The 25,590-nt window shown below is 46.3% G+C and carries 23 protein-coding genes and 1 tRNA gene; 10 read left to right on the top strand and 14 right to left on the bottom strand.

Translation table 11 applies throughout. The features are described 5' to 3' along the window. Window positions 1-186 precede the first annotated feature (186 nt). The gene (locus H6F74_RS23070) at window positions 187-2,118 is read right to left on the bottom strand and encodes a cation:proton antiporter (RefSeq protein ID WP_190444482.1); all 1,932 of its coding nucleotides are present in this window, start codon (window positions 2,116-2,118) and stop codon (window positions 187-189) included. A gap of 162 nt (window positions 2,119-2,280) precedes the next feature. On the opposite strand from H6F74_RS23070, the gene H6F74_RS23065 reads away from it, so the two are divergent. Together H6F74_RS23065 and H6F74_RS23060 are read left to right on the top strand one after the other, a co-directional pair. Next, complete coding sequence (locus H6F74_RS23065) at window positions 2,281-2,439, top strand: hypothetical protein (RefSeq protein ID WP_190444481.1); 159 nt, start codon at window positions 2,281-2,283, stop codon at window positions 2,437-2,439. A 444-nt stretch (window positions 2,440-2,883) separates the two neighbouring features. Further along, entirely contained in the window at window positions 2,884-3,756 is an 873-nt protein-coding gene (locus H6F74_RS23060; protein ID WP_190424936.1) for a DUF5895 domain-containing protein, read from the top strand. A gap of 115 nt (window positions 3,757-3,871) precedes the next feature. Here H6F74_RS23060 and H6F74_RS23055 read toward each other — a convergent pair whose 3' ends face one another. From H6F74_RS23055 to H6F74_RS23035, 5 genes are all read right to left on the bottom strand, one after another. Then, window positions 3,872-5,065, bottom strand: a complete 1,194-nt coding sequence (locus tag H6F74_RS23055; RefSeq protein ID WP_190444480.1) for a murein transglycosylase A — start codon at window positions 5,063-5,065, stop codon at window positions 3,872-3,874. 27 nt (window positions 5,066-5,092) lie between these two features. Further along, window positions 5,093-5,353: a hypothetical protein gene (locus H6F74_RS23050; protein WP_190424941.1), complete on the bottom strand. Its 261-nt coding sequence runs from the start codon at window positions 5,351-5,353 to the stop codon at window positions 5,093-5,095. A gap of 185 nt (window positions 5,354-5,538) precedes the next feature. Beyond that, on the bottom strand, window positions 5,539-6,309 hold the full coding sequence (locus H6F74_RS23045; protein WP_190444479.1) for a hypothetical protein: 771 nt from the start codon (window positions 6,307-6,309) through the stop codon (window positions 5,539-5,541). A gap of 57 nt (window positions 6,310-6,366) precedes the next feature. Beyond that, window positions 6,367-6,741 carry a Mo-dependent nitrogenase C-terminal domain-containing protein gene (locus H6F74_RS23040; protein ID WP_190444478.1) on the bottom strand — a complete coding sequence of 125 codons (375 nt, stop codon included), beginning with the start codon at window positions 6,739-6,741 and terminating at the stop codon, window positions 6,367-6,369. A 247-nt stretch (window positions 6,742-6,988) separates the two neighbouring features. Beyond that, complete coding sequence (locus tag H6F74_RS23035) at window positions 6,989-7,213, bottom strand: hypothetical protein (protein WP_190444477.1); 225 nt, start codon at window positions 7,211-7,213, stop codon at window positions 6,989-6,991. Between the two features lie 344 nt (window positions 7,214-7,557). Here H6F74_RS23035 and H6F74_RS23030 point away from each other — a divergent pair, with 344 nt between their 5' ends. Further along, window positions 7,558-8,454: a WecB/TagA/CpsF family glycosyltransferase gene (locus H6F74_RS23030; protein WP_242022322.1), complete on the top strand. Its 897-nt coding sequence runs from the start codon at window positions 7,558-7,560 to the stop codon at window positions 8,452-8,454. A gap of 8 nt (window positions 8,455-8,462) precedes the next feature. Here H6F74_RS23030 and H6F74_RS23025 read toward each other — a convergent pair whose 3' ends face one another. From H6F74_RS23025 to H6F74_RS23015, 3 genes are all read right to left on the bottom strand, one after another. Further along, window positions 8,463-8,879: a secondary thiamine-phosphate synthase enzyme YjbQ gene (locus tag H6F74_RS23025; RefSeq protein ID WP_190444476.1), complete on the bottom strand. Its 417-nt coding sequence runs from the start codon at window positions 8,877-8,879 to the stop codon at window positions 8,463-8,465. A gap of 14 nt (window positions 8,880-8,893) precedes the next feature. Beyond that, window positions 8,894-9,976 (bottom strand): glycosyl transferase, encoded by a 1,083-nt coding sequence (locus H6F74_RS23020; protein ID WP_190444475.1) that lies wholly within the window; start codon window positions 9,974-9,976, stop codon window positions 8,894-8,896. 169 nt (window positions 9,977-10,145) lie between these two features. Then, on the bottom strand, window positions 10,146-11,336 hold the full coding sequence (locus H6F74_RS23015) for an aminotransferase class V-fold PLP-dependent enzyme (RefSeq protein ID WP_190444474.1): 1,191 nt from the start codon (window positions 11,334-11,336) through the stop codon (window positions 10,146-10,148). Window positions 11,337-11,582: 246 nt separating this feature from the next. Here H6F74_RS23015 and H6F74_RS23010 point away from each other — a divergent pair, with 246 nt between their 5' ends. The 5 genes from H6F74_RS23010 to H6F74_RS22990 all read left to right on the top strand — a co-directional run bounded on the left by H6F74_RS23010 (window position 11,583) and on the right by H6F74_RS22990 (window position 16,979). Beyond that, a complete protein-coding gene (locus H6F74_RS23010; protein WP_190444473.1) occupies window positions 11,583-13,082 on the top strand; it encodes a TM0106 family RecB-like putative nuclease in 1,500 nt (499 codons plus the stop codon). Window positions 13,083-13,235: 153 nt separating this feature from the next. After that, window positions 13,236-14,462 carry an esterase-like activity of phytase family protein gene (locus H6F74_RS23005; RefSeq protein WP_190444472.1) on the top strand — a complete coding sequence of 409 codons (1,227 nt, stop codon included), beginning with the start codon at window positions 13,236-13,238 and terminating at the stop codon, window positions 14,460-14,462. 177 nt (window positions 14,463-14,639) lie between these two features. Continuing rightward, window positions 14,640-14,713, top strand: a tRNA-Asp gene (locus H6F74_RS23000). An 86-nt stretch (window positions 14,714-14,799) separates the two neighbouring features. Next, entirely contained in the window at window positions 14,800-16,239 is a 1,440-nt protein-coding gene (gltX, locus tag H6F74_RS22995; RefSeq protein WP_190444471.1) for a glutamate--tRNA ligase, read from the top strand. Between the two features lie 143 nt (window positions 16,240-16,382). Then, a complete protein-coding gene (locus H6F74_RS22990; RefSeq protein ID WP_242019681.1) occupies window positions 16,383-16,979 on the top strand; it encodes a hypothetical protein in 597 nt (198 codons plus the stop codon). On the opposite strand, the gene H6F74_RS22985 is transcribed toward H6F74_RS22990, so the two are convergent. Beyond that, window positions 16,980-17,129 (bottom strand): hypothetical protein, encoded by a 150-nt coding sequence (locus H6F74_RS22985; RefSeq protein WP_190444470.1) that lies wholly within the window; start codon window positions 17,127-17,129, stop codon window positions 16,980-16,982. Window positions 17,130-17,372: 243 nt separating this feature from the next. Between H6F74_RS22985 and H6F74_RS22980 the strand changes: the two genes are divergently transcribed. Then, a complete protein-coding gene (locus H6F74_RS22980) occupies window positions 17,373-18,677 on the top strand; it encodes a homoserine dehydrogenase (protein ID WP_190444469.1) in 1,305 nt (434 codons plus the stop codon). Between the two features lie 80 nt (window positions 18,678-18,757). Beyond that, window positions 18,758-19,660, top strand: a complete 903-nt coding sequence (locus H6F74_RS22975) for a M23 family metallopeptidase (RefSeq protein ID WP_242022320.1) — start codon at window positions 18,758-18,760, stop codon at window positions 19,658-19,660. Between the two features lie 73 nt (window positions 19,661-19,733). On the opposite strand, the gene H6F74_RS22970 is transcribed toward H6F74_RS22975, so the two are convergent. The 4 genes from H6F74_RS22970 to hemC form a co-directional block, all read right to left on the bottom strand. Beyond that, window positions 19,734-20,528, bottom strand: coding sequence for a glycoside hydrolase family 16 protein (locus H6F74_RS22970; RefSeq protein WP_190444468.1), 795 nt, complete (start codon window positions 20,526-20,528; stop codon window positions 19,734-19,736). Window positions 20,529-21,163: 635 nt separating this feature from the next. Next, entirely contained in the window at window positions 21,164-22,537 is a 1,374-nt protein-coding gene (locus H6F74_RS22965) for a right-handed parallel beta-helix repeat-containing protein (protein ID WP_190444467.1), read from the bottom strand. Between the two features lie 562 nt (window positions 22,538-23,099). After that, window positions 23,100-24,521: a glycogen synthase GlgA gene (gene glgA / locus H6F74_RS22960; RefSeq protein ID WP_190444466.1), complete on the bottom strand. Its 1,422-nt coding sequence runs from the start codon at window positions 24,519-24,521 to the stop codon at window positions 23,100-23,102. A gap of 91 nt (window positions 24,522-24,612) precedes the next feature. Beyond that, window positions 24,613-25,584 carry a hydroxymethylbilane synthase gene (gene hemC / locus H6F74_RS22955; protein ID WP_190444465.1) on the bottom strand — a complete coding sequence of 324 codons (972 nt, stop codon included), beginning with the start codon at window positions 25,582-25,584 and terminating at the stop codon, window positions 24,613-24,615. Window positions 25,585-25,590: the final 6 nt, after the last annotated feature.

Here is a 25,590-nt window from a genome sequence, read left to right as displayed (position 1 = left end):
CCCTATTTGGGAACGCATTAATCTGAGTACAAATATAGTGATATCAAGTCTGGACAAATTGGTACCTTTGGGTGCTTCTCCAATTTATTTTAGAACAACTTAAACAGTAAGCCTTGAGACGCACGCATACTTGGCTTAGTGTTAATGCGTAAATGCTAATTTCTTACATTTTTAAATTATTCCTTTTTAATTGGGTGGCTGTACAGCATTCTCAACCTTGAGTTCCCCCACAGCAATACCCACCGCAGAAATTGGCACTTCCTCCACTTCTGGCAACTTCTCCAACGCCAGACGAGAAGAGGGACTCCCACCCGATAACCGCTTCAACAGTTTAGGTCTAGGGTCATGCAGCAGATAAATAATCTGATCTCCAGGCTGCCACTCTTCTGCTGCTGGCACCACCTGGAAAAGCTGCTCTCTCTCAAACAATAATGGCACTAGCTCCCCAGCACGAATTAAGGCTTGTAGATGAGCTTGTTGAAAAGCCAACCCATCTTCTCTAAGCGTCGTTTTACCTAACTTTACCTGCCCTTCGTTAAGGTACTGATTCCAATTTTTTACCGACAGCTGAGGAATAAAAGCTTGGTGAACCTTTGTATTATTAGTCGCCATATTGGCTTGCGGGAAGACTGCCAAAACACGAGGCGGACGAAACTCTTCTGCGGCTCGTTGCGCCAACACTAAATTTACCTCCCCATTATTCGTCATCGCCACGAAAGTTCCCATAGAGGCCAGTCCCGCCTCTTCCAGAACTTCCATATCCAAACCACTGCTCAAGAACACCCGCAGATTTTCCTGTTCGGCAATTTTGCAAGCTTCGGGGTCTGTATCAATCAGCACCACAGATTCTCCCCGCTCTTGAAATAAACGAGCAATCAGGCGGCTTAAGGGACTACAACCAATAATTACAGCCCCAGTTGCGTTCTGGGGGTTAATTCGCAACCAGGCGGCAACCCAACGCGCCGTCAGCCCTTGGAAAAATACGGTCATCATAATAGTGAGGAAAACCAGCGCCTTGATGGAATCGCCGCCATTGATGCCATACTGCGTCAGAAAAATGGCAAACAAGGAGGCAACAGACGCAGAAACAATTCCTCTGGGAGCAATCCAGCATAAAAATAACTTTTGTCGCCAATTCAGCCCACTATTCAACGTACACAAGCCGATGTTAATCGGGCGCACGATAAACATTAGCGCCAACACGGTGAACAAGCTGCCCCACCCCAGGGCAAACACGCTGGCAATGGACAAGTCAGCAGATAGGAGAATAAACAATACCGAGACGCTGAAGATGGTTAATTGTCCTTTAAAACGCCGTAACAGACGCTCCTCTGGGATAGAGGCAGCACCCAGGACAATTCCCGCCATCACTGTTGCCATCAATCCCGACTCGCTGCGGATTGTCTGCGCCAGACCAAACAAACCCCACAACCCAGCCAGAACTACCAGGTTTTTTAAGTCTTCGGAAAGAAACTTGGCGCGTTTGAGAATCAAACCCAGCAACCAACCACCAGCAACGCCGATACCGCCGCCGATGCCTACGCGCACGATAAGACCGATGAAAGCTTCCAGGGGATCAGTATCCGCGTTCACAATGGTGTCTAGCACGACGACCGCAAGGATTGCCCCCACTGGGTCAATTAAAACGCCTTCTCCCTCCAAAAGCGTTGCCACTTGTCGGTCTACTTGCACCTGTTTGAGTAGGGGGCTGATTACTGTTGGCCCCGTTACCACTACCAGAGATGCGTAGAGAAAGGCAATAGGCCAGGGAAATTCACCCAACCAGTGAGCCGCCATGCCTCCGCCAAGCAGGGTTATAAGCGTCCCCAGCGTCACCAGATTTCGCAGGCTACCGGAAACTTTACCCATTTCTTTGAGTTCCAGGTTAAGCCCGCCTTCAAAGAGAATGATTGCTACACAGAGGGCAACCATGACTTCTAAACCAGTTCCTAGCTGGTTCGGGTGTAGCACGCTCAATCCGTCTGGCCCCAGTAGAATACCAAATAGCAACAAAAAGACGATGCTGGGAACCTGGAGATATTCGGCTATAACCTGGGCGCTGATTCCTGCAACAACGGTTAAAACCATTTGCAGGGTAATTTCAAATGATGCTTCCATGTTGTAGATTTTGATAAAACTCACGTTTTATCAATATCTTTTGTAAAGGATAGTAAATATTAACTCTTCTTTGCTGTCACGTCACGTTTAACCTGGCCACATATAAGACGTTTTGGCAAAAATATCTGTAGTAAATGATACTATACATTGGGAAAAGTAATTATGTTCAGGAAAAATAATTTTTTGGGAGTATGGGTGCGATCGCGTTTGGGAGAAAGAAGCGATCGCGTCAAGCTTCCTGTAGCAGGTAGGGCAATCCCCACCATACAATCGACTGAGCAATTCGGCTATAGGCAGGGCGTGTACAGTCGGACGAATTAGCGGAACATTCGCTTGTTAAAATCCGTTTCCTAACGCCCCAGGCGTTTCACATGGATGATAATAAAGAGACTGTTGCTCTCTAAATTGAGCTGGCAAAACGTATCACTCCCTAGAAGTGACATCTGTAAACACTTCCGGAGTTAGGAAAATCAGGGAGTTACGAGCTAAGCGTGCTGTGACATCGGCAAAAACAGATCCACAAATTCTGATAAAAAGGTGGAGGGGAGTTCTTTCAGCAGGTGATGGTGGTCAATCATAGGAGTATTCTGCCATCGGTTGAGCCTCAAAGTTGGCGTGCAGCTCCCGCCGCGCTACCATCGAATCGTCTACTTTAAGTGCCAGAGAATTGTGCTATATTGCCAATTCCTGAAGTGGCCTTTGGCACACCGTCATATTTCACCGACTTGTAAACTTGATCAGCACAAGACTTCGATGCCTAAGACAATGAACGCATCTGCGAATTTCGACTTCGACGACGACAAGTTCAACGCCCCCCCTTCTCAAGTGCTGCCTTGGTGCCAGATGATCAATCCTCGGTACAGCAAAAGTGGGATTCAACCTCACGGATTGGCAATTAAGCTGGATAATGCTAATGCCGTGGGCTTTACTCCAGATGCAAATTGGCAGCAAGTACAGCATGAATTTAGCACCGGAGTCGAAACGCTATTAATCACCACCACCCCACGCATAGTTATAGTACGACGGGGGCCATTATCTGTTAAAGATCGGGAAAGTGGAGCGAAACTGGGTACTCTAAAAGATAACTACGACGCTTTCTTGGCAGATAAGCTAAAGTTTAAGACCTTCACTCGTCACCTGATTTTTTTAGTGGGTGAAAACAAAAATTTCCTCCATCAATCACCGCTGCAATTAACATTGAATGGTGTTGCTGGCGCTAGCTTCAGCAAATCCTACTGTGACATTAAGCAAGGTCAAGTAGTAGGCGGATTTATTGGCGAATTGGAAAAGGCTTATGCTGAGTACCGCAAACAACCTCTAACACCGAAAGGGGCGCTGTTTCATGCTCACGGCGTTTTTTGTCCCTTGATTGAGATGGAAGAAAGGGGTAGTGGTTCAAATACGGCTTTGGTAGCTAGTACGGTAGATTATGAGCATCCCACAGCGAAAACTTTAACTGATTATCTGATTGCTTCTAGTTCTGAGGAGTCGGCGATTATTTGTAAGACTTTTGAGGAGTACGAAGAGTTCGGGAAGGAAAAGCCGAAAGCGGAAACTTCCAAGATGGAAATGGCGGGTGTTGCCAGTTCTTTTGTTTACCACGATGATGAATTTGAGTATGGTGAACCACCCTACTAAAATTCAAAAGACAAAAGGCAAAAATAAAGCCATGTTTTATTAGGTTGGGCCGTTGCGTGAAACCCAACCTAAATCATCCGCTTGTTGGGTTTCGCTATTGCTCCACCCAATCTACTTACTGTTTAAGTAGTAGGTAATATAGTTGCCCATTGCCGCCAGTAACACCAGCGCGATCGCCTGCTTTTTTTCCTGTCCCAATAAAATAATCTACTCGACCTGGAGTTAGAATTGCACTTCCTTTATCCTGGTCAAGTACATAGCGACTTACTAGGCGCTGCTCAATCTTACCTTGACTATTAAAGTAGGGAACTCGCGTATGAATTAGCGCTAAGGCTCCTGGTGGCATGAGAGACTTATCTGTAGCTATTGAACGCTCCGCTGTTACTGGCACCCCAATGCTTCCCATTGCTGGCGCACCGTTGGTTTCCCGGAAGAAGACAAAGCGACTATTGCGTGGGATATAGTTACTCATCTCCAGAGGATTTTGCTGGAAATACTTGATCAGCACAGGTAGCGTTAAACCTGACAGAGGCAGTTTGCCATCTTTGGCTAGTTCTTTCCCCACACTGGTATAAGGATAATCAGTTCCCCCCGCATAACCGACAGTCATCACGCTGCCATCGGTCATCTGGAGTTGAGCAGAGCCTTGGATTTGCACCAGGAATGCTTCTAAGCGATCGCGTAGCCAAGCTATTTCCAGCCCCTTTAATGGGCTTTTCGCCCCTAACAAACCATCCTCCCCTTCCAGTTCAACCCGTGTAGGGTGCGGTTTGGGCCAAGACTGGAAGTTCGACGGCATCCCATAAATAGGATAGCGATACTCTGCCGTCTGCTGGCGACTAGCTGTGTAGGTTGGTTCGTAGTAAGCGGTGTATTGGACGCTACCTTTATCGTCCTTACCTACAGACTGGTATAAGACAAACTCGCGCTTCACAGCAGCTTGCAATTCGGCGGGGTTTCGGGAATTGATAACCAGCTGACGAAAGCGTACCAACGAGCGGCGGACGCGAGAAAGCGTAATTCCCGGAACCGGATACTTCTGGTAAGCAACAGCTGCATCGTTTGTCTGTAGATAGCGCAGACTGTTGTCAAGAGAGGCGATGAGCGCCTTTTTGTCTCCTGCTTTCCCGTTCCTTCCCCACAGTTGGTCATCCAACCCCAGCGCATCTGACCGACAACAGGTGAGATTCAGCAAGTTTGCGTTTATCGGGCGCAGGGGGAGGGAGGGAACATTAGCCAAGACAGGCAAACTGAGACTTCCCATAGCCATACCAAAACTCAGGGAAAGCAAAGCAAATGTCTTTCTCATTACTTACACCAAAAGGGAAATCGATAGTTATTCGTAGTCACTTCTATCGACACTTCCGGCGAAGACAGGTTCCACCCGGATTGCACGAATGCTGACCGGACGCACGACCATGTATTCACCCTGGACATTTTTTATCGGCACGCTGATGAAGTCTGTTGAAGAGGCTTTGGGCATCAGTTCGCCGCTGTACCATTTTTGAAACTCTTGAATAGTTGCAAAACGCACTTCAGCTTTATGACCGCCTTCCATCATTAGGTATACGGCGTATTCGGTGGGAGTTCTCGGCATATGGTCGATCGATTTTCAATCCATCCTGATTATTATGTGCCGAGAACGGTCGAAAATTACACCTGATTTCTACGGAAGTTGTCAGAAAGACCTTATTGAGGCTTACGTCTCGGCTCTTCTTCCCAGCGTAAGCCTAAAGAGCGAGGCTGGGAGGCGACCCCTAGTAGCGAGACAAAGAACTACTATTAGGAAAACAAATTAAACCGATGCAGCAAGGTTTCCAGCAGGGGTGGCAAAGTTTGATGTAGTTCCGAAGCTGTGGTGAATAACAGTTGTTGATGGTTGGGAAAGTCAAAAGGAAACTCCCCTGCTAGGTCATTTCGCTCCATTTGAGCTAACAAAAGTTGTTCGGAACGCTTGCTTTGCAAGGCGTAACCAATTTCTACACAAACATTGGGACTGGGAATTAATAAGGTCGTCTCTTCCCTGGAAATGCCAGTCACTGGTGTCCCATCGGCAACAAATAGCAGACATTTGCGGATTTTTCGCATCTGGGTGTTGCTGAGTCGATGTGGGACACCCGTGGGACGACCAGATTCTTCCAGTGTCAAAGGTAGACGCGATCGCGTGTTTAATGTCTCCAGGGCATCAACGAGTCCCTCGCGCAGGGCAACGCTAGATGCCGTATATTCGGTTTGATGGCACAGGAAGATCGTTGGTTCCAAATTCGCCATCACCGCTTGCTTGGTGAAATAAATCTCGTGGCTTGTTAGGTCAATGTTAGAGATTGTATAGCCACCGCTACCTTCGATATAAAACTCGACCGTTTCTCCTTCTAGGTAGCGCTTAAACCACTCTGAGCCTTTTACATCCTGGCTGTCTTCTAAAAAATCTGCTCTTAATCCCGACTTCAGCAAGCTATTTTTGCTCAGCCGCAGATCGTGGGGACGTTTCTCTAATTCTTTGATCGGCTCATACTCTTGGAGATACCAGCCTCTCAGGGCAATGATAGCCATGATATTCAGTCACTATGCACATCCAATGGTGCCTTTTTCCAGTCGCCGTTTGGAATCTTAGCAGTATGCGGCGATATCTTCTCCACACTCATCTGCCAGATAGCACAGCGCCCGGAAACGCAGACCCACTACTTCATCATAAAGCGGGTTTAGCTTACACATGGGCGGAATGTGAAACAGAACTTTACTGAATAATTTGACATCACGCTCAAACGGACACTGGGAGGGAATCATTTTGCAGAGGCGGTGAGCAAGCTTTGCGTCGCGCACTTGTAAGTTATCCATCCACTGGCGTAATGGTTTGAGGGGTTCAAACGGCTTCTTGGCAGTTGCTTTCGCTTTGGGGGCTGCGTTGACGGTAACTTCTTGTTGCGGAATCGAAACCCAGCTTGCCAGACTAATATTTCTTACTGTATACTCAGATACATTCATGATACTGCTCCTGTGTTATGAATCCTTTTTTCCAAAAACGTGAAGCTCACTGTCTGTCCTGTATCTACAACTGTCAATCTGCTGTTACCGGATAAGAGTTGTGGATAGCTTGAGAAATTTTGATGTCTAGGTTCACTCGATAAAGACTGGCGATTGGAGTTTTTTGTTCTCAGGGGCCGCGATCGCTAAGCCAAAATGCCGATCCGGACTAAAAAAGCTTTTCTTAAACTGCCTGCTATCATCCTGCCTAAAATCCATCCTCGATTGCGTGGGGAGCATCACTGAATCTTTGCGATCGCTTCTGGACAGATTCAGTGATTCTACGCATATCTTGCCTCTGCCATCTCGCGTAAACTTGTCTGCGAAGAGGGTGTAATCTAATTTTTAATTTTTCTACTTGGCTAGAAGCCTCTGCGTAGGCGATCGCTGTTGCTTGGCGGATATACCGTCCTAAGCTAGGTTGTTCGCTCATCTACACGCAGCGCGTAGCGCACTAGAAGTAAAGTTTTTTTACCAAAACAATACAAAATTCAGGTAATGTTATCTGGCTTTTTTTTAAAGGTAGAATTTTATATCGGCAATTCGTTTAACAGTGTTAATTTCAGCAATTTTGCCGATGTAAATAAGAAAGGTATAGCTAATAATTTATATATACTAACGATGAATTAATAAACACGGGAAATTACTTCCAGCCATAGCAAAACCGATTGGCTTACTTACCCATTTATATCGATGATAATAAACCTATCAAAATTCAAAAATATTAGATTTAACTCACGTTGCAGTAAGCAAAACATTAAATACCAGAGGTGAATTATGATTGCCATGAAAAATATCTATAATTTCAAGACGAAGATGAACATTCGCACTTTTATTTCACCTCCAAACAAGACAAATGTCTTGGGAATTGGCGTTAGCCGGACTAACTATAAAGAAAGCACAGATTTTATTATTCAAAGCGCCCAATTAAATCAATCTTGTACAGTAGCAGCCACTAATGTCCATAGCATTACCTCCGCTTATCTAGATCCCGATGGTTATGGGGAACAGCTGAAGCGTTTTACCCTTGTTACTCCTGATGGTCAACCTGTGCGCTGGGCGCTAAATCTCCTCCGTAACAGTGAGGAAGAGGTACTCACAGACCGAGTTCGAGGGCCAGAGCTGATGTTGCAAATTTGCGAACAAGCTGCTATTAAAGGAATCAGTATTTTTCTATATGGCTCCAAAGAAACAGTTTTGGAGAGTCTGCAAATTAAGCTTAAACAAAAATTTCCTGAATTAATAATTGCTGGTGTTATTTCCCCTCCTTTCCGCCCTTTGACACCAGAAGAAGATGCCGCATACACCGAAGAAATCCGCAAATCTGGGGCAGGAATTGTTTTTGTTTCCTTGGGTTGCCCTCGCCAGGAAGCATGGACTTTTGAGCATCGCTATCAGCTAAAGTGTCCCATAATTGCTGTGGGTGCTGCTTTTGATTTTCATTCAGGCAACATTCCAGAAGCTCCAGCTTGGATGCAATGGGCTGGTTTAGAATGGCTGTTCCGCCTTTGTAAAGAACCAAAACGCCTCTGGAAACGCTATTTATTGCTCAATCCTCTCTATCTGATTCTCCTGGTTTTACAGCTTGTAAAATTACTACCTATTGACGAGAAATTAACTGTAGAAAGTGGAACTATTGAACGCCCAGAGCAAGCGATAAATCGCCGACTTTAAATAAGTTATTAGTCACCGTTTATATGAACAACCACCTCTCTATATTGGCTGCACTGTCGATGTTCCCAAATATAAATTCCCTGCCACGTTCCTAGTAGTAATTTTCCTCTGGCAATGGGTATGTTTTCAGAAGTATGAGTCAGCGCCGTGCGGATATGAGCTGGCATATCGTCTGGCCCTTCAGTGCTGTGGAAGTAGTGGCTGTTTTCCGGGACGAGTTTGGAGAGGAAGTTTTCTAAATCTTTGAGAACATCTGGATCGGCATTTTCTTGAATGAGTAGACTGGCTGAGGTGTGAAGTAAAAACAGGGTGCAAAGTCCAGTTTGTACGCCCGAATCGGCGACAATAGCTTGAATTTTGGGCGTTATTTTGTGCAAAGATTTGCCGGGGGTTTGAAATTTAAGCAGCTGTTGGTATTGCTTCATAGCGGTAAAAAGTATTAACGATTTTGAAAATAGCTGACGATAGTACGAGCGATCGCTTCCGTTCCATCCGTTGCTACCATCTGAGACTGGCGAGGTGTAAGCAAAGGTTGACGCAGAAACTCCCAGTTACTCTGGAAAAACTCAGCAGGTTTCAGAATTTGATGATACCCATGATTTTGAATGCCTTCAAGTAACAACGGCGCTTCTGCAAAGCCCTCTCGTGTTAACGTCACCAGGGGTACTCCCAGCCGCAAAGCTTCGGCAAAGGTGCTATATCCTGGTTTGGAAACCACTCGCCCACACAGGGGCATAAAATCTACTGGGCGGTAAGACTGGTCTGTAATTTTGAGTAAATTAGGGAAATCGGGCGAATTTCGGTCAAAGGTGATGAATTGCCAATCGGGAAACTGCTGCAAGTTTTCATAGGGAATTTCTTGCAAACCTAAGCCGCCGAAAGTGAGTAAAATGGTTTGCTCTTTTGGTGCTGTAATTCCAAATTTAGATCGCAGTTCGTCGGGATTGTGACGGGGATTACCTCCGGTTAAGCCAACATCTGTAATATTGCCAAAAGCGCTCATGGGTTCGTGGAAGGGTAAGCGAAATAAGCGATCGCATCCTCGATAACATTCGCTAATCCAATCGGCAATTTCCAGAAATTCGCCTCCCCACGCCCGATAAATAAAATCCCAGCCAAAATTACTCAGCATCCAACAAGGAATTCCCGCAGCTTTCCCAATTGATGCTGCTAGAGGGGGAATATCTGCCAAAATTAAACCTACTCGATTTTGGCGAATAAAACTTACTTCTCCAGCAATTATAGATTTTTGTTGGGCGCGAATCTCCCGCAATTTTTCCAAAGTTGTGGCTTTGTCCATCGCAAAACTATCAGCTTGCACAACGCCAATATCAAAAGCGCGGGGGCGATGGATGAAATCTCCTGTAATGTAAGATTCCAGCAACCAGCGTGGCGCTGTTGTTACTAGAATTAGCAGAATTTCGGGATACAGTTTTTGTACTTCTGCTGCGACGGATGCCGCCCGGACTGCATGACCGAAGCCGTGATTCGTGATTGCTATGTATAAAATTGGATGGGTCATTGGAAATGGCTAATATGGCAATTCATGCAGGAATTGTAAAAATTAATGAACCACGTTGGCGGAGCCTGTGCTTTGAGACTTAGAAAGAGAAAGAAGAAAAAGGGAAGATTTCATAAACGGTTTAGGGTTGCTATTGATTAAGTCCAGACTGGAAATTGATAATTAGCTATTAGCCATCAAATTCTTGAATTGTTTCAATTAAGCGATCAATTTCTCCAGGGATGGTGAAATAGTGAACGCAGGCGCGAACGCAGTCTGGATTGTTGATTGTCCTCACAAGTATGCCTTGTGTTTCCAAAAATTCTACTAACTTTTGATGGTTTGGTTTGTCTTTAAGTTTGAAGGAGACAAGACCTGATTCTGGTGGTGCATTTCGCAGACATTGGATGCTGGGAATTTCAGCTAAACGTTGCCAGAGATATTTACTCAAATTTCGGATTTGTTGATAACATTCCTCTGGGGTTCCCCATTGCTGATGTAGCGCGATCGCTGCCCTTAAGCCTGCGTAAAGTGGATAGGCGGATGTTGCTACTTCATATCTTCGCCCGTCCGGTTGCCAACTGTAGGGTAAAGATTTACTGGGTACAATACTGCGCCAACCAATAAAGGTGGGATTTAAGCTTTCTAAGGCTTCCGGTCGCACGTAAAGACCGCCCACACCTTCTGGCCCACACAACCATTTGTGGCCAGTAAAGGCATAAAAGTCAACAGCTAATTCTGTTAAATTTAGTGGCAAAGAACCCACAGATTGAGCCGCATCTACCAAAATTCTTACAGGCTGATGATTATGGGAATGCTGGCGTACTGCCTCAGCAATTTCACCCAGGGGTAGGACTTGTCCGGTGTTCCAGAGAAGATGACTCAGGACTACCATTTTGGTTTTCGGGTGCAGATGATCGGTAATCGCTGCTACTGGATTGCCTTCGTTCAATGTCGCCATTAGGGGACAGCAGTCAACTTCGATGCCAAAACGCCGCTGAAGTTCCTGTACAGTTGCAATAATACCTGGGTGTTCGCAGTCAGAAATCAGTAAGCGATCGCCTGTTTGCCAGTCGATACCCCACAAGGCGATATTGCAGCCTACGGTGACATCTTCAGTTAGAGTAATAGTCTCTGGCGGAACGTTGAGGGATTTGGCGATCGCGCTTCTAGTTTCATTCGCCTCCTTGATAACCCAAGCGTTGACCTCTGCCGAAAATGGCCCCGAACGCTGCACGTATTCATACGACTGGTAAATCGCATCCAAAGCCGCTTGGGGCATCGGGCCTTGACCGCCATAATTGAAATAGGCTTTATTCGCCAAGGCTGGAAATTGCTGGCGATGATCCAGCGAGTCCTTGGTTTTCTGTAAATTGGACATGAGTTTGCGTCACTATATAACTTTATAGAGTTATCCACCTTTTAAGGTAGGGTTGTTTCATTCTGTACTTTTCTGGCTAGATAAGCTCAGATTATAAAAAAAAGAACCGCAAAGACGCTAAGGACAAGGGAGAAAAGACCAGTAGTAAGGACGGCAAAGTATTGGGTTGTCATCAATCTACTATTTTTGGGATAAAAAAGTTGTGTCAGGAAACGCAGCCAGCTCAATCTCTGTTAGCTTGAAGTTATGCTGCTAACTGTTGAGATGCTGCGGCACTACCAACGCTGTAGTCGCCGAGCTTTTTTAGATGTATACGGAGATCCTACTCGACAGGATTTTCAGAATGATTTTCGCGCCAAACTGCAACAGGATCGGTATGCTCTACAGCAAACTATTCTGGCAGGGCGAACTTATGATAAACCAAATTTTCCTTACGGAGATTGGGACGCAGGTGCAAATGCCACTAAGGTATTGATGCAACGAGGCGTTGAACTAATTTACCGAGGAGTGCTGCTGGCAGATTTTGGGGAAGCACAAGAGTATTTTGTCGAGACAACGGCGGAAACCAATTACCAATTACCACCGGGAATTTCTCTAATAAGTCGTCCCGATTTGTTGGTTAAACAACCAGGACACTCTAACTTTGGAGATTGGATTTACGTCCCCGTTGACATTCATCTAGGTAAGCGTCCTAAGCAAGAATATCAAGTTGTCGCTGCTTATCACGCTTTGCTACTGGCAACTATGCAGGGAGTTTTACCGAGTCAAGCTTGGTTAATGTTGCGTCGCCCAAACCCTCACTATACGGTAAGTTTGAGTAAATGCCTGCCTCAGATGCAGTCGGTTTGCCTTGAATGTATAGAAATGCTGCTTCAAGAGCAAGAGCCAGAGGTGTTTATTTCTCGTCATCGGTGCAATCTTTGTCCTTGGTTGAACGAGTGCTATGGCGTGGCAAAATCTCAACAGCACATCTCTTTACTTGCGGGTGTTACGCCTAGCCGCTACCAGTATTTGCGATCGCTTGGACTAACGAGTGTAGAGTTGCTGGCTGATGCTGATTTTACGGAGTTAGAGCCTGTTTTGGGGGAGGAGGCGGCACAATTGTTGATTTGCCAAGCGCAATGCGCGATCGCAAATCAAGCAATGCCTTTGACAAGTTCCGCCCAACAGTTTACTATCCCCAAAGATTTACTCGCTTCCCCCATAGAATTGTATTTTGATATTGAGGCAGAGCCAGGGCTGGATCTTGACTATCTGCTAGGAGTTTTGGTTGTTGATCGCCAAGCCAAAACTGAAACGTTTCATCCCTTTGTAGCAGAACAACCAGCTTCGGAAGGCTTAATCTGGCAACAATTTTTAGATTTGGTGACAGCTTATCCTCAAGCCCCCATTTTCCATTTCTGCGATTACGAAGTCCTGACCGTGAAGCGGCTGGCTAAGTGCTACAACACGCCGCGAGAGGTGAGAGAAACTATCTTGTCCCGCTTTGTTGACATCCATCTGTGGGTAACAACTACGGTGACAATGCCTGTGGAAAGTTACGCCCTCAAACCAATTGCCCATTGGATAGGCTTTGAGTGGCGCGATCCTGGAGCTAATGGACAGTTGTCCATATATTGGTATGACCAATGGTTAAAAACAGGCGATCGCACTTTCCTTGATACCATTATTCGCTACAACGAAGATGATTGCCGCGCCACCCATCACCTTAAAGATTGGCTAGTAAACTTTTTGCAGGATTTGTAGAGTAGGCATTGCCCACCCTACTCCTTTACAAAATCCTCATAAATTTAAAGATTTGGTGTAGCTGTCTCTTCAATAACCTCTTCTTAAGAGAATCTTATCTTTATGTTGATAAGGTACTGTGTGATTTGCTTAACACATTTTCACCATACTGTCATGCAGAAAATTACCAGATTTTTGAAGCCATTAAGAAAAATTTCTCTAGGTTTAGTCGGTGGATTCACCACTGCCATAATCACAGCGCATCCCTCTGGGGCAGTTACGATTACAGGAGTAGATTTTTTAGGACAATCGACCTTTCCCACTCAAACCTTTTTTCAGGAAACACAATTGGGAGGGTTATCGGGAATTACTTATGACCCAGCTAAAAATGTTTATTACAGTATTTCCGATGACCGCAGTCAGTTTAATCGGGCTAGGTTCTACACGCTCCAGATCGATATCAGTGATGGGTTGGAACAGGGGGAAGTAACTCCTTTAGAAGTGACAACCCTGTTAAATCAAAATAATCAGCCTTTTCCCGCTTTAAGTCTCGATCCAGAAGGTATAGCCCTTACTAGCAATGGAACTGTGTTTATTTCTTCTGAAGGAGATGCCAATCAATTAATCAATCCCTTCGTTAACGAGTTTTCCTTATCTGGACAGCAATTAAAAGCTTTACCTGTTCCTGAAAAGTTCTTTCCCACTGCCGATAAAAGTAGTGGTATTCGCAACAATTTAGCTTTTGAAAGCCTGACGCTGACACCAAACCAAAAATACTTGTTTACAGCTACAGAGAATGCTCTGTTTCAGGATGGTGCCGCCGCTGACATTAATATTAGCAGCCCTTCCCGGATTTTAAAGTACGATGTGAGCGCCGGAAAGCCAGTAGCAGAATTTTTATATGTGACCGAGCCAGTGGCAGCAGCACCGATTCCGGCTACAGAATTTAAAACTAATGGATTAGTTGATTTACTAGCTGTTGATGATAATACATTCCTCAGTTTAGAACGGTCTTTCTCGGTGGGAGTGGGAAATACTATTAAGCTGTTTGAGGTATCTTTAGAAAAAGCTACTGACATCAGCAATATTAACAGCCTCAGCCAGATTGACATTAAGTCCATCAAAACCGCAAAGAAAGAGCTGTTGCTTGATTTCTCGGAATTAAAATTGACTTTAGATAATATTGAAGGTCTGACCTTTGGCCCAGATTTGGCAGATGGGCGAAAGTCGTTGATTGTTGTCAGCGACAACAACTTTAGCGATACTCAGTTCACTCAGATCCTAGCTTTTGGTGTCAAGACCAGATCACCTCGTGCAGTTCCGGAACCGAGTGCGATCGCATCTTTGGCTTTTCTCGCACTTGTCGGACTCCAACTCAAGCGCCGCGTCCACAGCTCCTGAACCCTCCCTGCTGGCGAAAAGAGAGCCTTTATTCCTTCTTAAAGCCTCCTCCCCGCAGGCGGGGACGGGGTTTGGGAAGGGTTCCAAACTGCTGCTAAAAATTCTTTTTTAAACCTATTGACAAACTTGTTTAGAGTTGCAATAATAGATTCTGGCTTGAAAAACGAAGCCAAATAAGGGACTGTAGTTCAATTGGTTAGAGCACCGCCCTGTCACGGCGGAAGTTGCGGGTTCGAGCCCCGTCAGTCCCGTAAAAAGTAGGGGTGGGCAAATAAACCCACCCCTATGCCTATTATCAGGTAGAACAGATATAGAAAGATAACAAGAGAAGTAAGCTGTGACCGTTAGAGTTCGGATTGCACCAAGTCCTACTGGAAATTTACACATTGGTACGGCGAGAACGGCTGTATTTAACTGGCTGTTTGCCCGACATCATGGCGGCAAATTCATCCTGCGAATCGAAGACACAGATGAAATGCGATCGCGCCCCGAATATACTCAGAACATCCTTGATGGTTTGAGCTGGCTGGGGCTGAATTGGGATGAAGGGCCACTATTTCAATCAAAGCGCCTCGACCTCTATCGGCAAGCCATTCAAACCTTGCTAGATAAAGGCTTTGCTTATCGCTGTTACACCAGCGAAGGCGAACTGGAGGAAATGCGGGAAGCTCAGAAAGCAAGAAAAGAAGCTCCCCGCTACGACAACCGCCACCGCAACCTGACACCAGAGCAGCAAACTGCCTATGAAGCAGAAGGTCGCCGCCCGGTGATTCGCTTCAAAATAGATGATGACAGGGAAATTGCCTGGAATGACCTGGTGCGGGGAAGAGTGAGCTGGAAAGCCAGCGATCTTGGCGGCGACATGGTGATTGCGCGTGCGTCAGATAATCCTATTGGTCAGCCGCTTTACAACTTGGCAGTAGTGGTGGATGACATTGATATGCAAATCAGCCATGTCATCCGAGGCGAAGATCATATCGCCAATACAGCCAAACAGATTTTGCTATATGAAGCGCTGGGAACGACTGTACCGGAATTTGCCCACACGCCTTTGATTTTGAATCAAACCGGACAAAAATTGTCTAAACGAGATGGAGTGACTTCCATTTTCGACTTCAAAAAGATGGGCTACACCGCTCCCGCTTTAGTCAATTACATGACGTTGCTGGGGTGGACAGCGCCAGACTCGACTAAGGAAATCTTTACCTTGGAAGAAGCGGCTAAAGAGTTTAGCTTTGAGCGAGTCAACAAGGCTGGGGCGAAGTTTGACTGGGATAAGCTGAATTGGCTCAACAGTCAGTATCTGCACAAAATGCCAGTGGATGAGCTGTTAGAGCAGTTGATTCCCTATTGGCAAGAAGCAGGGTATGAATTCGATCCGGTAAGCGATCGCCCTTGGCTAGAAAAGCTGACTTCCCTGTTGGGAGCAAGTTTGGTTCGGTTGCAAGATGCAGTCGAGATGAGTCGAATTTTCTTTAGCCAAACCGTAGCTTACAGCGAAGAAGCACTAACTCAATTACAGCAAGAAGGCAGCGATACCGCTTTTTCTGGGATTCTGAATGCCTTAGAAAATCATCAATCTCTAAGCGTAGAGGTAGCTCAAGACATCATCAAACAGGTGACAAAAGAGAAAAACCTGAAGAAAGGGTTAGTGATGCGAAGTCTCAGAGCCGCCCTTACCGGAGAACTGCACGGCCCCGACCTGATGGAATCTTGGGCGATATTGAATCAACGGGGACTGGATAAGTTGCGCTTAAACCAAGCGCTGGAAAAGTAAAAAGTAAAAAGGCAAAAGGCAACAGAAAGAAATTGTTTTTTGCCTTTTTCTGCGGAACTCAGTATGGGAGAGGCGCGTCACTGCTAATTTCAATCCTTAATAGGTATTGAAACCCGCGTCCCGCTAAAATACTACACCAATTTATGAATAAGTCTAATAACCAAGGTGCCTTTGGTAGAGTAGTGAGGATGTACAAATCCGTACCCAATCTAAGGGAAAGATTACTACGGAAGCCTGTCAGGGCAACCATTACCAGCTTAGCCCTGATAACACTTGGGCTAATTAGCCTTTCCAAAGTGCAAGCCCAGTCAGTACAATCTCCGCCAATCTTCGAGAATGTGACCCTTGGCCCCAGGTTTTCTCCCGACCCCCTGACCATTCGCGGCATCAGCGGCGGTGAAGTGTCAGCAGCAAAAATCGCTGGTCGCCAAGAAACCGCCACCGGGCCTTGTGTTGGTTTTACAGACGAAAAGCCTGACCATACAGTGGTTTTGACTTCGTTTTTTAACTATCTAGCAATCGAAGTCCAAAGCCCCGAAGACACAACTATAGTCATCAAAGGCCCTGGTGGCAGTTGGTGCAACGATGAGTATCAAGGGAAAAATCCTGGGCTTGCTGGACAATGGCAACCTGGTACTTATGGAATTTGGGTGGGTTCCTACGACAAAAGTAAGTTTCACCCCTACATCATCAAAATTAGTGAAGTAAACTTGCTCAATCCAGGCCCCTTCCGGCGTTAATTACTTGCGGCTACCAGTCGCCACCGCTACCGCCTCCGCCACTACTGCCGCCGCCAAAATCGCTGCTGCTACAGTCACTGCTGTAACTAGTGACATCTGAACTCCAGCTACTGCTGCTGGTGTCGGAACTAATACTGCTGGTAGTGTCACTGTTGGTGCCTAAACTCCAGCCGTTGTAGCTTTCGGTACTTGATGTGCAAGCAGTGGACGTGCTGGCACACTAGCAACGGTCAAAATCAGTAAACTAGCCCAACCCATCTGTTTAAGCATATTTTTGCTGGCTTGGCAAGAAGGCACCTAGGCGATATTAACCACATTTTTCGTGAGCAATATTCCAGAATGTTGATGAACGCTTGTAGGCTATATATGAGATAAATTTGAGTTTAAAGAGCTGTGACGTTCAAAATTGGTTTATTAGGGCTGGGGACAGTCGGCATGGGTACGGCGGAGATTTTGCTAGATCCGCGATCGCGTCATCCGCTGCTTTCTGAAATAGAGATTTATCGAGTGGGAGTGCGATCGCTTGACAAACCCCGACCTGTACAACTGCCAGAAGCCCTCCTGACAACGGATTTAGAGAGTATAGTCAGCGATCCAAATATTGATATTGTGGTGGAGGTAATTGGGGGATTGGAACCAGCGCGATCGCTAATTTTAAAAGCGATCGCCAGTGGTAAGCACGTAGTCACGGCTAATAAAGCAGTAATTTCCCGATACGGAGATGAAATTTATACCGCTGCTAATCAGGCGGGTGTTTATGTGATGCTAGAGGCAGCTGTAGGCGGCGGCATCCCGGTGATTCAACCCCTGAAGCAAGCGCTAGGTGTCAACCGAATTCACTCGGTCACAGGCATTGTTAACGGCACGACTAACTACATTCTCAGCCGGATGCAAACTGAGGGGGGAGAATTTGGCCATATTTTGGCAGATGCCCAGCAACTCGGTTACGCCGAAGCCGATCCAACTGCTGATGTAGATGGTTTAGATGCCGCCGATAAGATAGCGATTCTGGCTTCCTTGGCGTTTGGGGGACGGATTAAACTGCCAGACGTTTACTGTGAGGGTATTTCTAAGGTAAGTGCAGCAGATATTGCTTACGCAGAAAAATTGGGGTTTGTGATTAAATTACTAGCGATCGCAAAACGGGGACTGGGGGAAGAATCAAAGCAATCTCCTCTGTCAGTGAGAGTTCATCCCACCCTTGTCCCTAAGACGCATCCCCTCGCCAGTATCAGTGGTGTCTACAACGCTATCCTCGTAGAAGGCGAACCGATTGGGCAAGTAATGTTTTACGGAAGGGGTGCGGGTTCTGGCCCCACTGCCAGCGCCGTTGTGTCGGATATTTTAAATATTGCCGCCGTTTTGAAAAGCACTCCCAACGCGCAGATGCTTCATCCACTATTAAGTTGTTCCCATCAAGATTATTGCGCGATCGCGCCCATAGACGAGCTAGTAACGCGGTTTTACGCCCGCTTTCTCACCTTGGATCGTCCAGGCGTAATTGGCAAATTGGGAACAAGTTTCGGCAACCACAATGTTAGCCTCGAATCCGTCGTCCAGACTGGCATTCACAACGAACTTGCCGAAATTGTCGTCGTTACTCACGATGTCCGAGAAGGAAATTTTAGACAAGCCCTAGATGAAATTCGCACCCTGGATACCATAGACAGTATTCCCAGCATTTTACGAGTTTTATGAATAGGCAACAGGCAACAAGTGACAGGCAAAAATTCCGGCTTTTTTTTCCTGTTTCCCTTCAAAATTGTAGGATGGGCAAGATGCCTACCTTCGTAGGAATGGCTTTTTGCCTTGTTCTAGCAGCGTCGGAAAAATCAGCTGTAGCTAATGAGATTTTCCCTGCACCCCCCCCGTCAATCCAGGGAACACCTGGGGTAACTGAATCACTTTGCCCAAAGCCAGCCCTAGATCGCGTGACTCGTCATACAGTTGTCGCTGGTGAAACTCTGCAAAGCATTGCCAGTAAATACAATCTCATCTCTGCTACCCTCATGGGCATGAACCCGTCTTTACGACAAGGCAAAGCACCAGTAGGGGCAGAAATTTTGATTCCTCCCTACAATGGCATTCGCGTCCAAGTTCCTACCGGGAAAACTTGGGAAGATGTAGCCAAAACCTACCGAATCCGGGCGGATGTACTATATGAGGTGAACGGTTGCCAGAAAAATCCTAGAGTTGTATTCGTACCTGGGGTAAATTGGTCGCCTGCAAGTCTCGCTGGACGTAATAACCGGAAACTAGCCCAGTATCCCTTACCCGCAACGGCAGCGATCGCGCTTGGTTATGGCTGGCAGATAAATCCTATTAGGAATGAAGTTGCTTTCCACAGCGGTATAGATTTGTTAGCCGAAACTGGGACACCTGTACTGGCAGTAGATCCGGGGACTGTAGCCTTTGCTGGCGATCGCGGAAATTACGGCAATTTAGTAGTCATTAATCATTCGGGAGGTCGTCAAACCCGTTATGCCCACCTTGCCACAATTGATGTAAGTCTTGGCGAAAAAGTTAACCAGGGAGATGTCCTGGGAACAGTTGGTTCCACAGGACTCCCTGATTTAGACAAACCCCATCTGCATTTTGAGTTGCGCTACAACTCTAATTTAGGCTGGGTGGCACAAGATCCACAACCTTACCTTCAGCCAGTAGCTGTTAATAGATACTAGGTAATGGGTATTGAGAGCTACTTTACCTATTACCCATTACCAATTACCAAACCCCGCACGCTTAAGAAGCATCTCACGCCTTTTTATAGATGCGGATATAGTCAATATCCAAGTAAGTCGGGAACACATTCGTTGTTTGAGGACATCCTGAAAAGCTGCCGCAGTCACCGACAAGATCCCCCACTGACAGCACCATTGGAGAAGCCGGAAACTTTTGCGTGGTAGTAAACTTTTGCACACCATCGACAAGCCATGTCAATTTTCCGGGTTCCCAAATCACCGTGTACTCGTGAAACTTGTTGGTGTAGTCTGATTCGTACAGCTTAGAAACTTCAGTCTCGTGTTTACCTGCTGCTGAATAGTGCTGTGTAAATATATTTTCATTCGGCAGGCTTCCTCTGACTTCAGCAAAGTCGATTTCCGGGGGCCATTTAAAGTCCTGTCGCCACAGTGAAATGTAGCCTTGAGTGCCTGCACCTTGAGGCATACGCGCCCGAACTACCCAACGCCCGTAGGTTTGTGCTGTTAGTTGGGTAAAACCCCCAGCAGTGTAAGGATACAGAATTCCATTGCGAGTTACGTTTTCTTTGGCAATTTTGAGGCGCAAATATCCGTCTTGTACGATGAGTGCTGAGTCTCCATTCCACCACGAAACCGCCCCTCCTGTACTTGGTTTACCCCAGTATCGGACGTATTTTGATTTATCGAGGGTACCGGATTTGAACTCATCGCTAAAGGTCATAGTCCAGCCGGGAATCTTGCGATCGCTTCTGGTTTTTGAACCTTTTGCCGAAACTGTTCCACTAAATATGGAAACGGCTAAAAACAGAGAAAAAAGCAGAACAAGGAAAACTCTTTGTTTTTTCATGCCTAGAAATAGTTAACGGTTTCTCGACGGCAAACAACGGTCTAATTAACCTTTCTAACTTGGTTAATATTTACCGGAAATTGCCCAATAAATCTGCCATAAGAAATAAATTTCTATTTCGCAGAATCCCAATGCAGAGAATTGTTTTAATGCAAAGATCCGCGTAGGCAGTGCAAAGGTATGCAAAGAGTTATAGTTACTCTTTTGTCCTTTGCAATTACTTCTGCATCCTCTGCGTTAAAGCGTTTTAGCGCTCGTTATGTTTACTAAATTGCCAGCTATTGACAATTGGTTCAAATCATGATCGAATTTATTTCCTGGTGCATAACACTCACAAACAGAGGATTCTCAGCGATCGCAAGGTTTTAAAACCTTCTGTTGCTCCTCGCTGATGCCTAATAGGAGTTGTATAGTTCGATGCACTCCTTGGCGGACTTATTCCAGCTTTTGTAGTAGCGATCGCTTCCAACAGCACAAGTTTTTAGGAGTAGATAAAAAGCTAGCTGAGTCCACTCCCCAGTAGGATTTTTTAATGCAAAGAGCGCTTTTGTAAACGTTCTCCTTATGCAAAGAAATCTTTTTGCATATTGAGAGCGATTACTTCTGCATCATTTGCATTAAAAAATTATTCTTGTCTACTGAAAAAATTCGTAAGCCCCAATGTCATACTTTTGCCCTAGCGGTCGGCTCGATCCCGCATAATCATTAGGAACTTCACTAAGTCTAGTACCAGCCTCAATTAATGGCGAACCGACTTTTAACTGGTAGTCACTTGCCACCGTAGATCCCAGATTTAGTAACATCGGGTTTGCGTTCACGTCGCCGCTACCCGCAGCAACACCCGCACTGCCACCGAACCAAGCGTTATTCTGAAATGTCGATTTAGTTTTGTCTGACATTTCCGTCATCTCTCCGTCGCCAGCTTGGTAAAAAATGTTGTTGGCAATCAGATTACTCTTATGCCCTTTATCATCTTCGATGAGAAGCATGGCTCGCCCCGCTTTGTAAAACGTGTTGTTGGCAATAACAAAGTTTTTCATGCCCCCGCCGTTGCCATAGCTTGAATAGTAGGCGAAGCCTGTAATGCCCCCGATGACAATATTGTTGCGGATTGTGATGTCCTTGACTGGATTGGAAGATCCATAGGGTTCATTAGCTGCCTGAATCCCGCTAGCTGGTTTACCGTAACGGTAAAATTCCGTATTGTTGGTGGTGTAAATGAGGTTTCTCTCTACTGTGATGTCAGTGGCGTTATCCAGGTACAGATTCACGCTGTAGTTGTCATGCACCTTATTACCAGAGGCAACACCGCCGTCGGTGAGAACAATGCCGATTCCCTCACCATAGTTCTCATACACATGGTTATTGCTGATGGTTATGTTAGTTGCCATACTGCTGCCGATAGCTTGCGGCCATCCACCACCTGTGTTACGGCTCTTATTAACCAGGCAATTTGAGTAAACGGTGTTGTTTTTGATCTGAATGTTTGAGGCGGTGGTCATATTTTTGTCGTAACCGACAAAGATAGCGTTCCGGTAAGAGTCCTCAATGACGTTGTTGAGGATTTGGATATTGTTGCCACCCCAGGAGACAATTCCGACAAATTTAGCGTTGTCTAGTTCAAAGCCCTTGAAGATGTTATGGCTGCCAGCTACGTTCACTATGTTGGTGTTGCTTGGCGTTCGAGAGCCATCTAGGATTACTTTCTCCCCTGGATAGGATTGGTAGCTAATCGGATTGCTAGAGGTGCCGACGCTGCCGATGTATTGTTCTTGTGAAAACCTGTAGGTGCCTCCCCGGACATATACCGTATCGCCTGGGTCTGCCTTGGTAGCTGCGTGGGTGATGGTGGCAAATGGACTGTTTTGGCTCCCAGAATTGCTATCACTACCATTGGTTGCAACGTAGTAGGTGGTTATAGCTAGTCCTGGTTTTGCAAGTCCGAGGCTAATAACGGGGGCGGCAAGAATCAACAGCAGTCGCGATCCAGAAGACTGTATTTTAGACATTTTTTTCCTCTTCGGAAAAGAACAAGAAAGCTAGACATGACTCTGCTGGGCGATTTTATGAAGCTTCATAAGAACTTCATAAAATCGGTCTGCTAAATCCTAGCTGTAGTTAATACCTATTGAGATCCGCAATTCTACTGTCATACTTTCGGAATAAACGATGAATTTCAATAAAACTGGCTTTATTTTTAGGCTGTTTCTGTAGTCACCACTTGCGTTTGAAAAAATGTTACATAGAATCTAAGCAAGAGTGCGTAAACTGTACTTCATATAAACAATATATATATGCGATCGCTACCCAGCTCCAACCAGGTGTAACCCAAATAAGTATGGCGCTTGTAGAGCTTTTTATTGCCCCTAAATCAAGGATTATTAGGGATAACCTTAACTTATGACTGGATTTTAGGACTGGTGCGTTACTCTGACAAAGAGTGCATCCTATGCGATCTCAAGGTTTAGAAGGCTTTGTCACCCACTTTGACAGGGTTGGGGATCGCGATCGCTACATTCCCAACAAAAAACCCCCTACTGTAGGGGGTTTTTTGTTGGGTGCTTTTTGGGACTACGTGTTTACTAACTCAGGCTGTTTCTCCGGGCCCGATGGCTCCTCGGTGATGCCGTACATGGAGCTGTAAAGTTTGACATACTCCTTAGCGGACGTATCCCAACTGAAGTCCATCTGCATTCCCCGCTTCTGCAACTCCTGCCACTGAGGTTTGAAGCGGAAGCCTTCCCAAGCTCGTACCATGCAGGTATAGAGGTCTAGGGGTTCATAGCGATCGAAGCAGTAACCAGTCCCAGCGTGTTGCATCGGGTCGTGGAATGAAACCGTATCGACTAAGCCACCAGTGCGCCGCACAATCGGTACGCAACCGTAACGCATGGATAACATTTGGCTAATGCCGCAAGGCTCGAAGCGGCTGGGCATCAGGAAGGCATCTGAGCCAGCATAGATGCGTCGGGCGAGGGCATCGTTATAGAGTAAGTAGTTTGCCATGCGACCTGGGAAACGAGATGCCATCTGCCACATTTGGGTTTCATAGTAGCGATCTCCCGTACCCAGCAGCACAAACTGAGCGTCAGTATACGACATGAACCGATCGAGCATCTGAATCACCAGATCGATGCCCTTCTGCTCCACCAATCGCGTTACCATGCCAATTAAAAAGGCATTTTTGTTAACTTCTAAGCCGACTTCTTCTTGCAGTGCAATCTTGTTAGCTTGGCGTTTGTCAAGGGTATCGATGGTGAAAGTCTGTGCGATGTATTTATCAGTGGCGGGGTCATAAACCTCGGTGTCGATGCCGTTGACAATGCCGGATAACTTGCCACTGATGAAAGACAGCAAGCCTTCCAAAGTTTCGCCATACGCCGCAGTTTGGATCTGCTGGGCGTAGGTGGGAGAAACGGTGTTCACCTTGTTAGCAAACTGCACCGCTGCTGCCATCGTGTTGTGACCCTGCATATACCAGGGACACCAGGTAATTTTTTCTAAATACCAGCGCCACGGCCCTTGATAAGCCAAGTTGTGAATCGTGAAGACGCTGGTGATATCGGGATCTTGGTGCATCCACACTGGAATCATGCCAGTGTGCCAGTCGTGGCAATGGACAATTTGCGGTTTCCAATAGTTCCAGCAAAACTCTGCTGCACCGTTGGCAAACAGGGTGAACCGCCAGTCTTCATCTTCCCCAGAATAAATGCGGCGGGGCAGGAAGGCAGGATGACCAAATAGATAAAGCGGCACATCGGTTCCAGGCAGAACGCTTTCGTAAACGTCGAAAGACTGGAACATGGCACAACCCGACCAGATAGGATCTTTGGGGATCTCCATTTTGTCGGGCAACATACCGTAGTAGGGCATGAATATTCGCACATCATGCCCCATTTTTCGCAGAATTTTTGGTAAGGCACCAACTACATCGCCCATCCCACCAACTTTGGCGACGGGGGCTGCTTCAGCTGCAACAAACAGAATTCGCATGATTGCTCGCGTTTCCTGAAATATTTTGTTACATCATACCGAGTCTGGGGATCGGCTACCTGATTTTGGGTTTTTGATTTGGGATTTTGGATTAATGACCGCGCCCGACTTCAGTAAAAATCTCTTCTAAAATTGCAGAAGCTCCCTGTTCCCGTAACCGATGGGCAAGTTGAATTCCTATTTGTTCCGCATCGCTGGCAGCACCGCTAACGGTATCTTTAATCAGCCGCTTGCCGTCCAAACTGGCAACCATCCCCGTTAAGGTGAGGGTATCGCCGTCAATCTGAGTATTAACCCCGATTGGTACTTGACAACCGCCCTCTAGTGTCCGAAGAAAGGCTCTTTCAGCGTAGCAGCGTTGAGCAGTGGGTTTATGCTCTAGTGCTTTGAGTAAATCCAGAATTTCGGTGTCACCCTCGCGGCATTCAATGCCTAAAGCGCCTTGTCCAACGGCGTGAAGAGAAATTTCAGCAGGTATGACTTGATGGATGCGATCGCTCATATCCAGCCGTTGCAACCCAGCCACAGCTAAAATAATTGCGTCGTATTCACCTGTATCTAGTTTTGCCAACCTAGTATTCAAGTTGCCCCGAATATCTTTAAACGATAGGTGAGGATAGTGGTGGCGCAGCTGTGCCAGCCGCCGCAAGGAAGACGTTCCCACTACAGCACCTTCAGGCAGGGTGTCGAGTTGCTTGTCTTTGTGCTTTTCATGCACCACCAAGGCATCAGCCGGATTTTCCCGTTCGCTGACGCATCCTAAAACCAACCCTTCTGGCAAGTTGGTAGGCAAATCTTTCAGGGAATGCACCGCGAAGTCTGTCTCGTGGTTGAGCATTCCCACTTCGAGTTCTTTGGTAAATAGTCCCTTATCACCAATCTTGGCTAAGGCAACATCTAGAATTTTGTCACCTTGAGTCGCCATCGTGTGGATTTCAAAGGTGCAATCTGGAAAGTGTTTCTGGAGTTGTGCTTGCACCCAATAAGTCTGGACGAGTGCGAGTTGGCTTTTACGAGAACCGATGCGGATGGTACGGGTAGGACTGGAAACTGTAGGGGACATATAGCG

This window comes from Trichocoleus sp. FACHB-90, assembly GCF_014695505.1.
GTDB classification, from domain to species: Bacteria; Cyanobacteriota; Cyanobacteriia; order Cyanobacteriales; family FACHB-T130; genus Funiculus; species Funiculus sociatus.
Note: the sequence above shows the minus strand (reverse complement) of the source record. Positions and strands in the feature narration are given on the sequence as shown.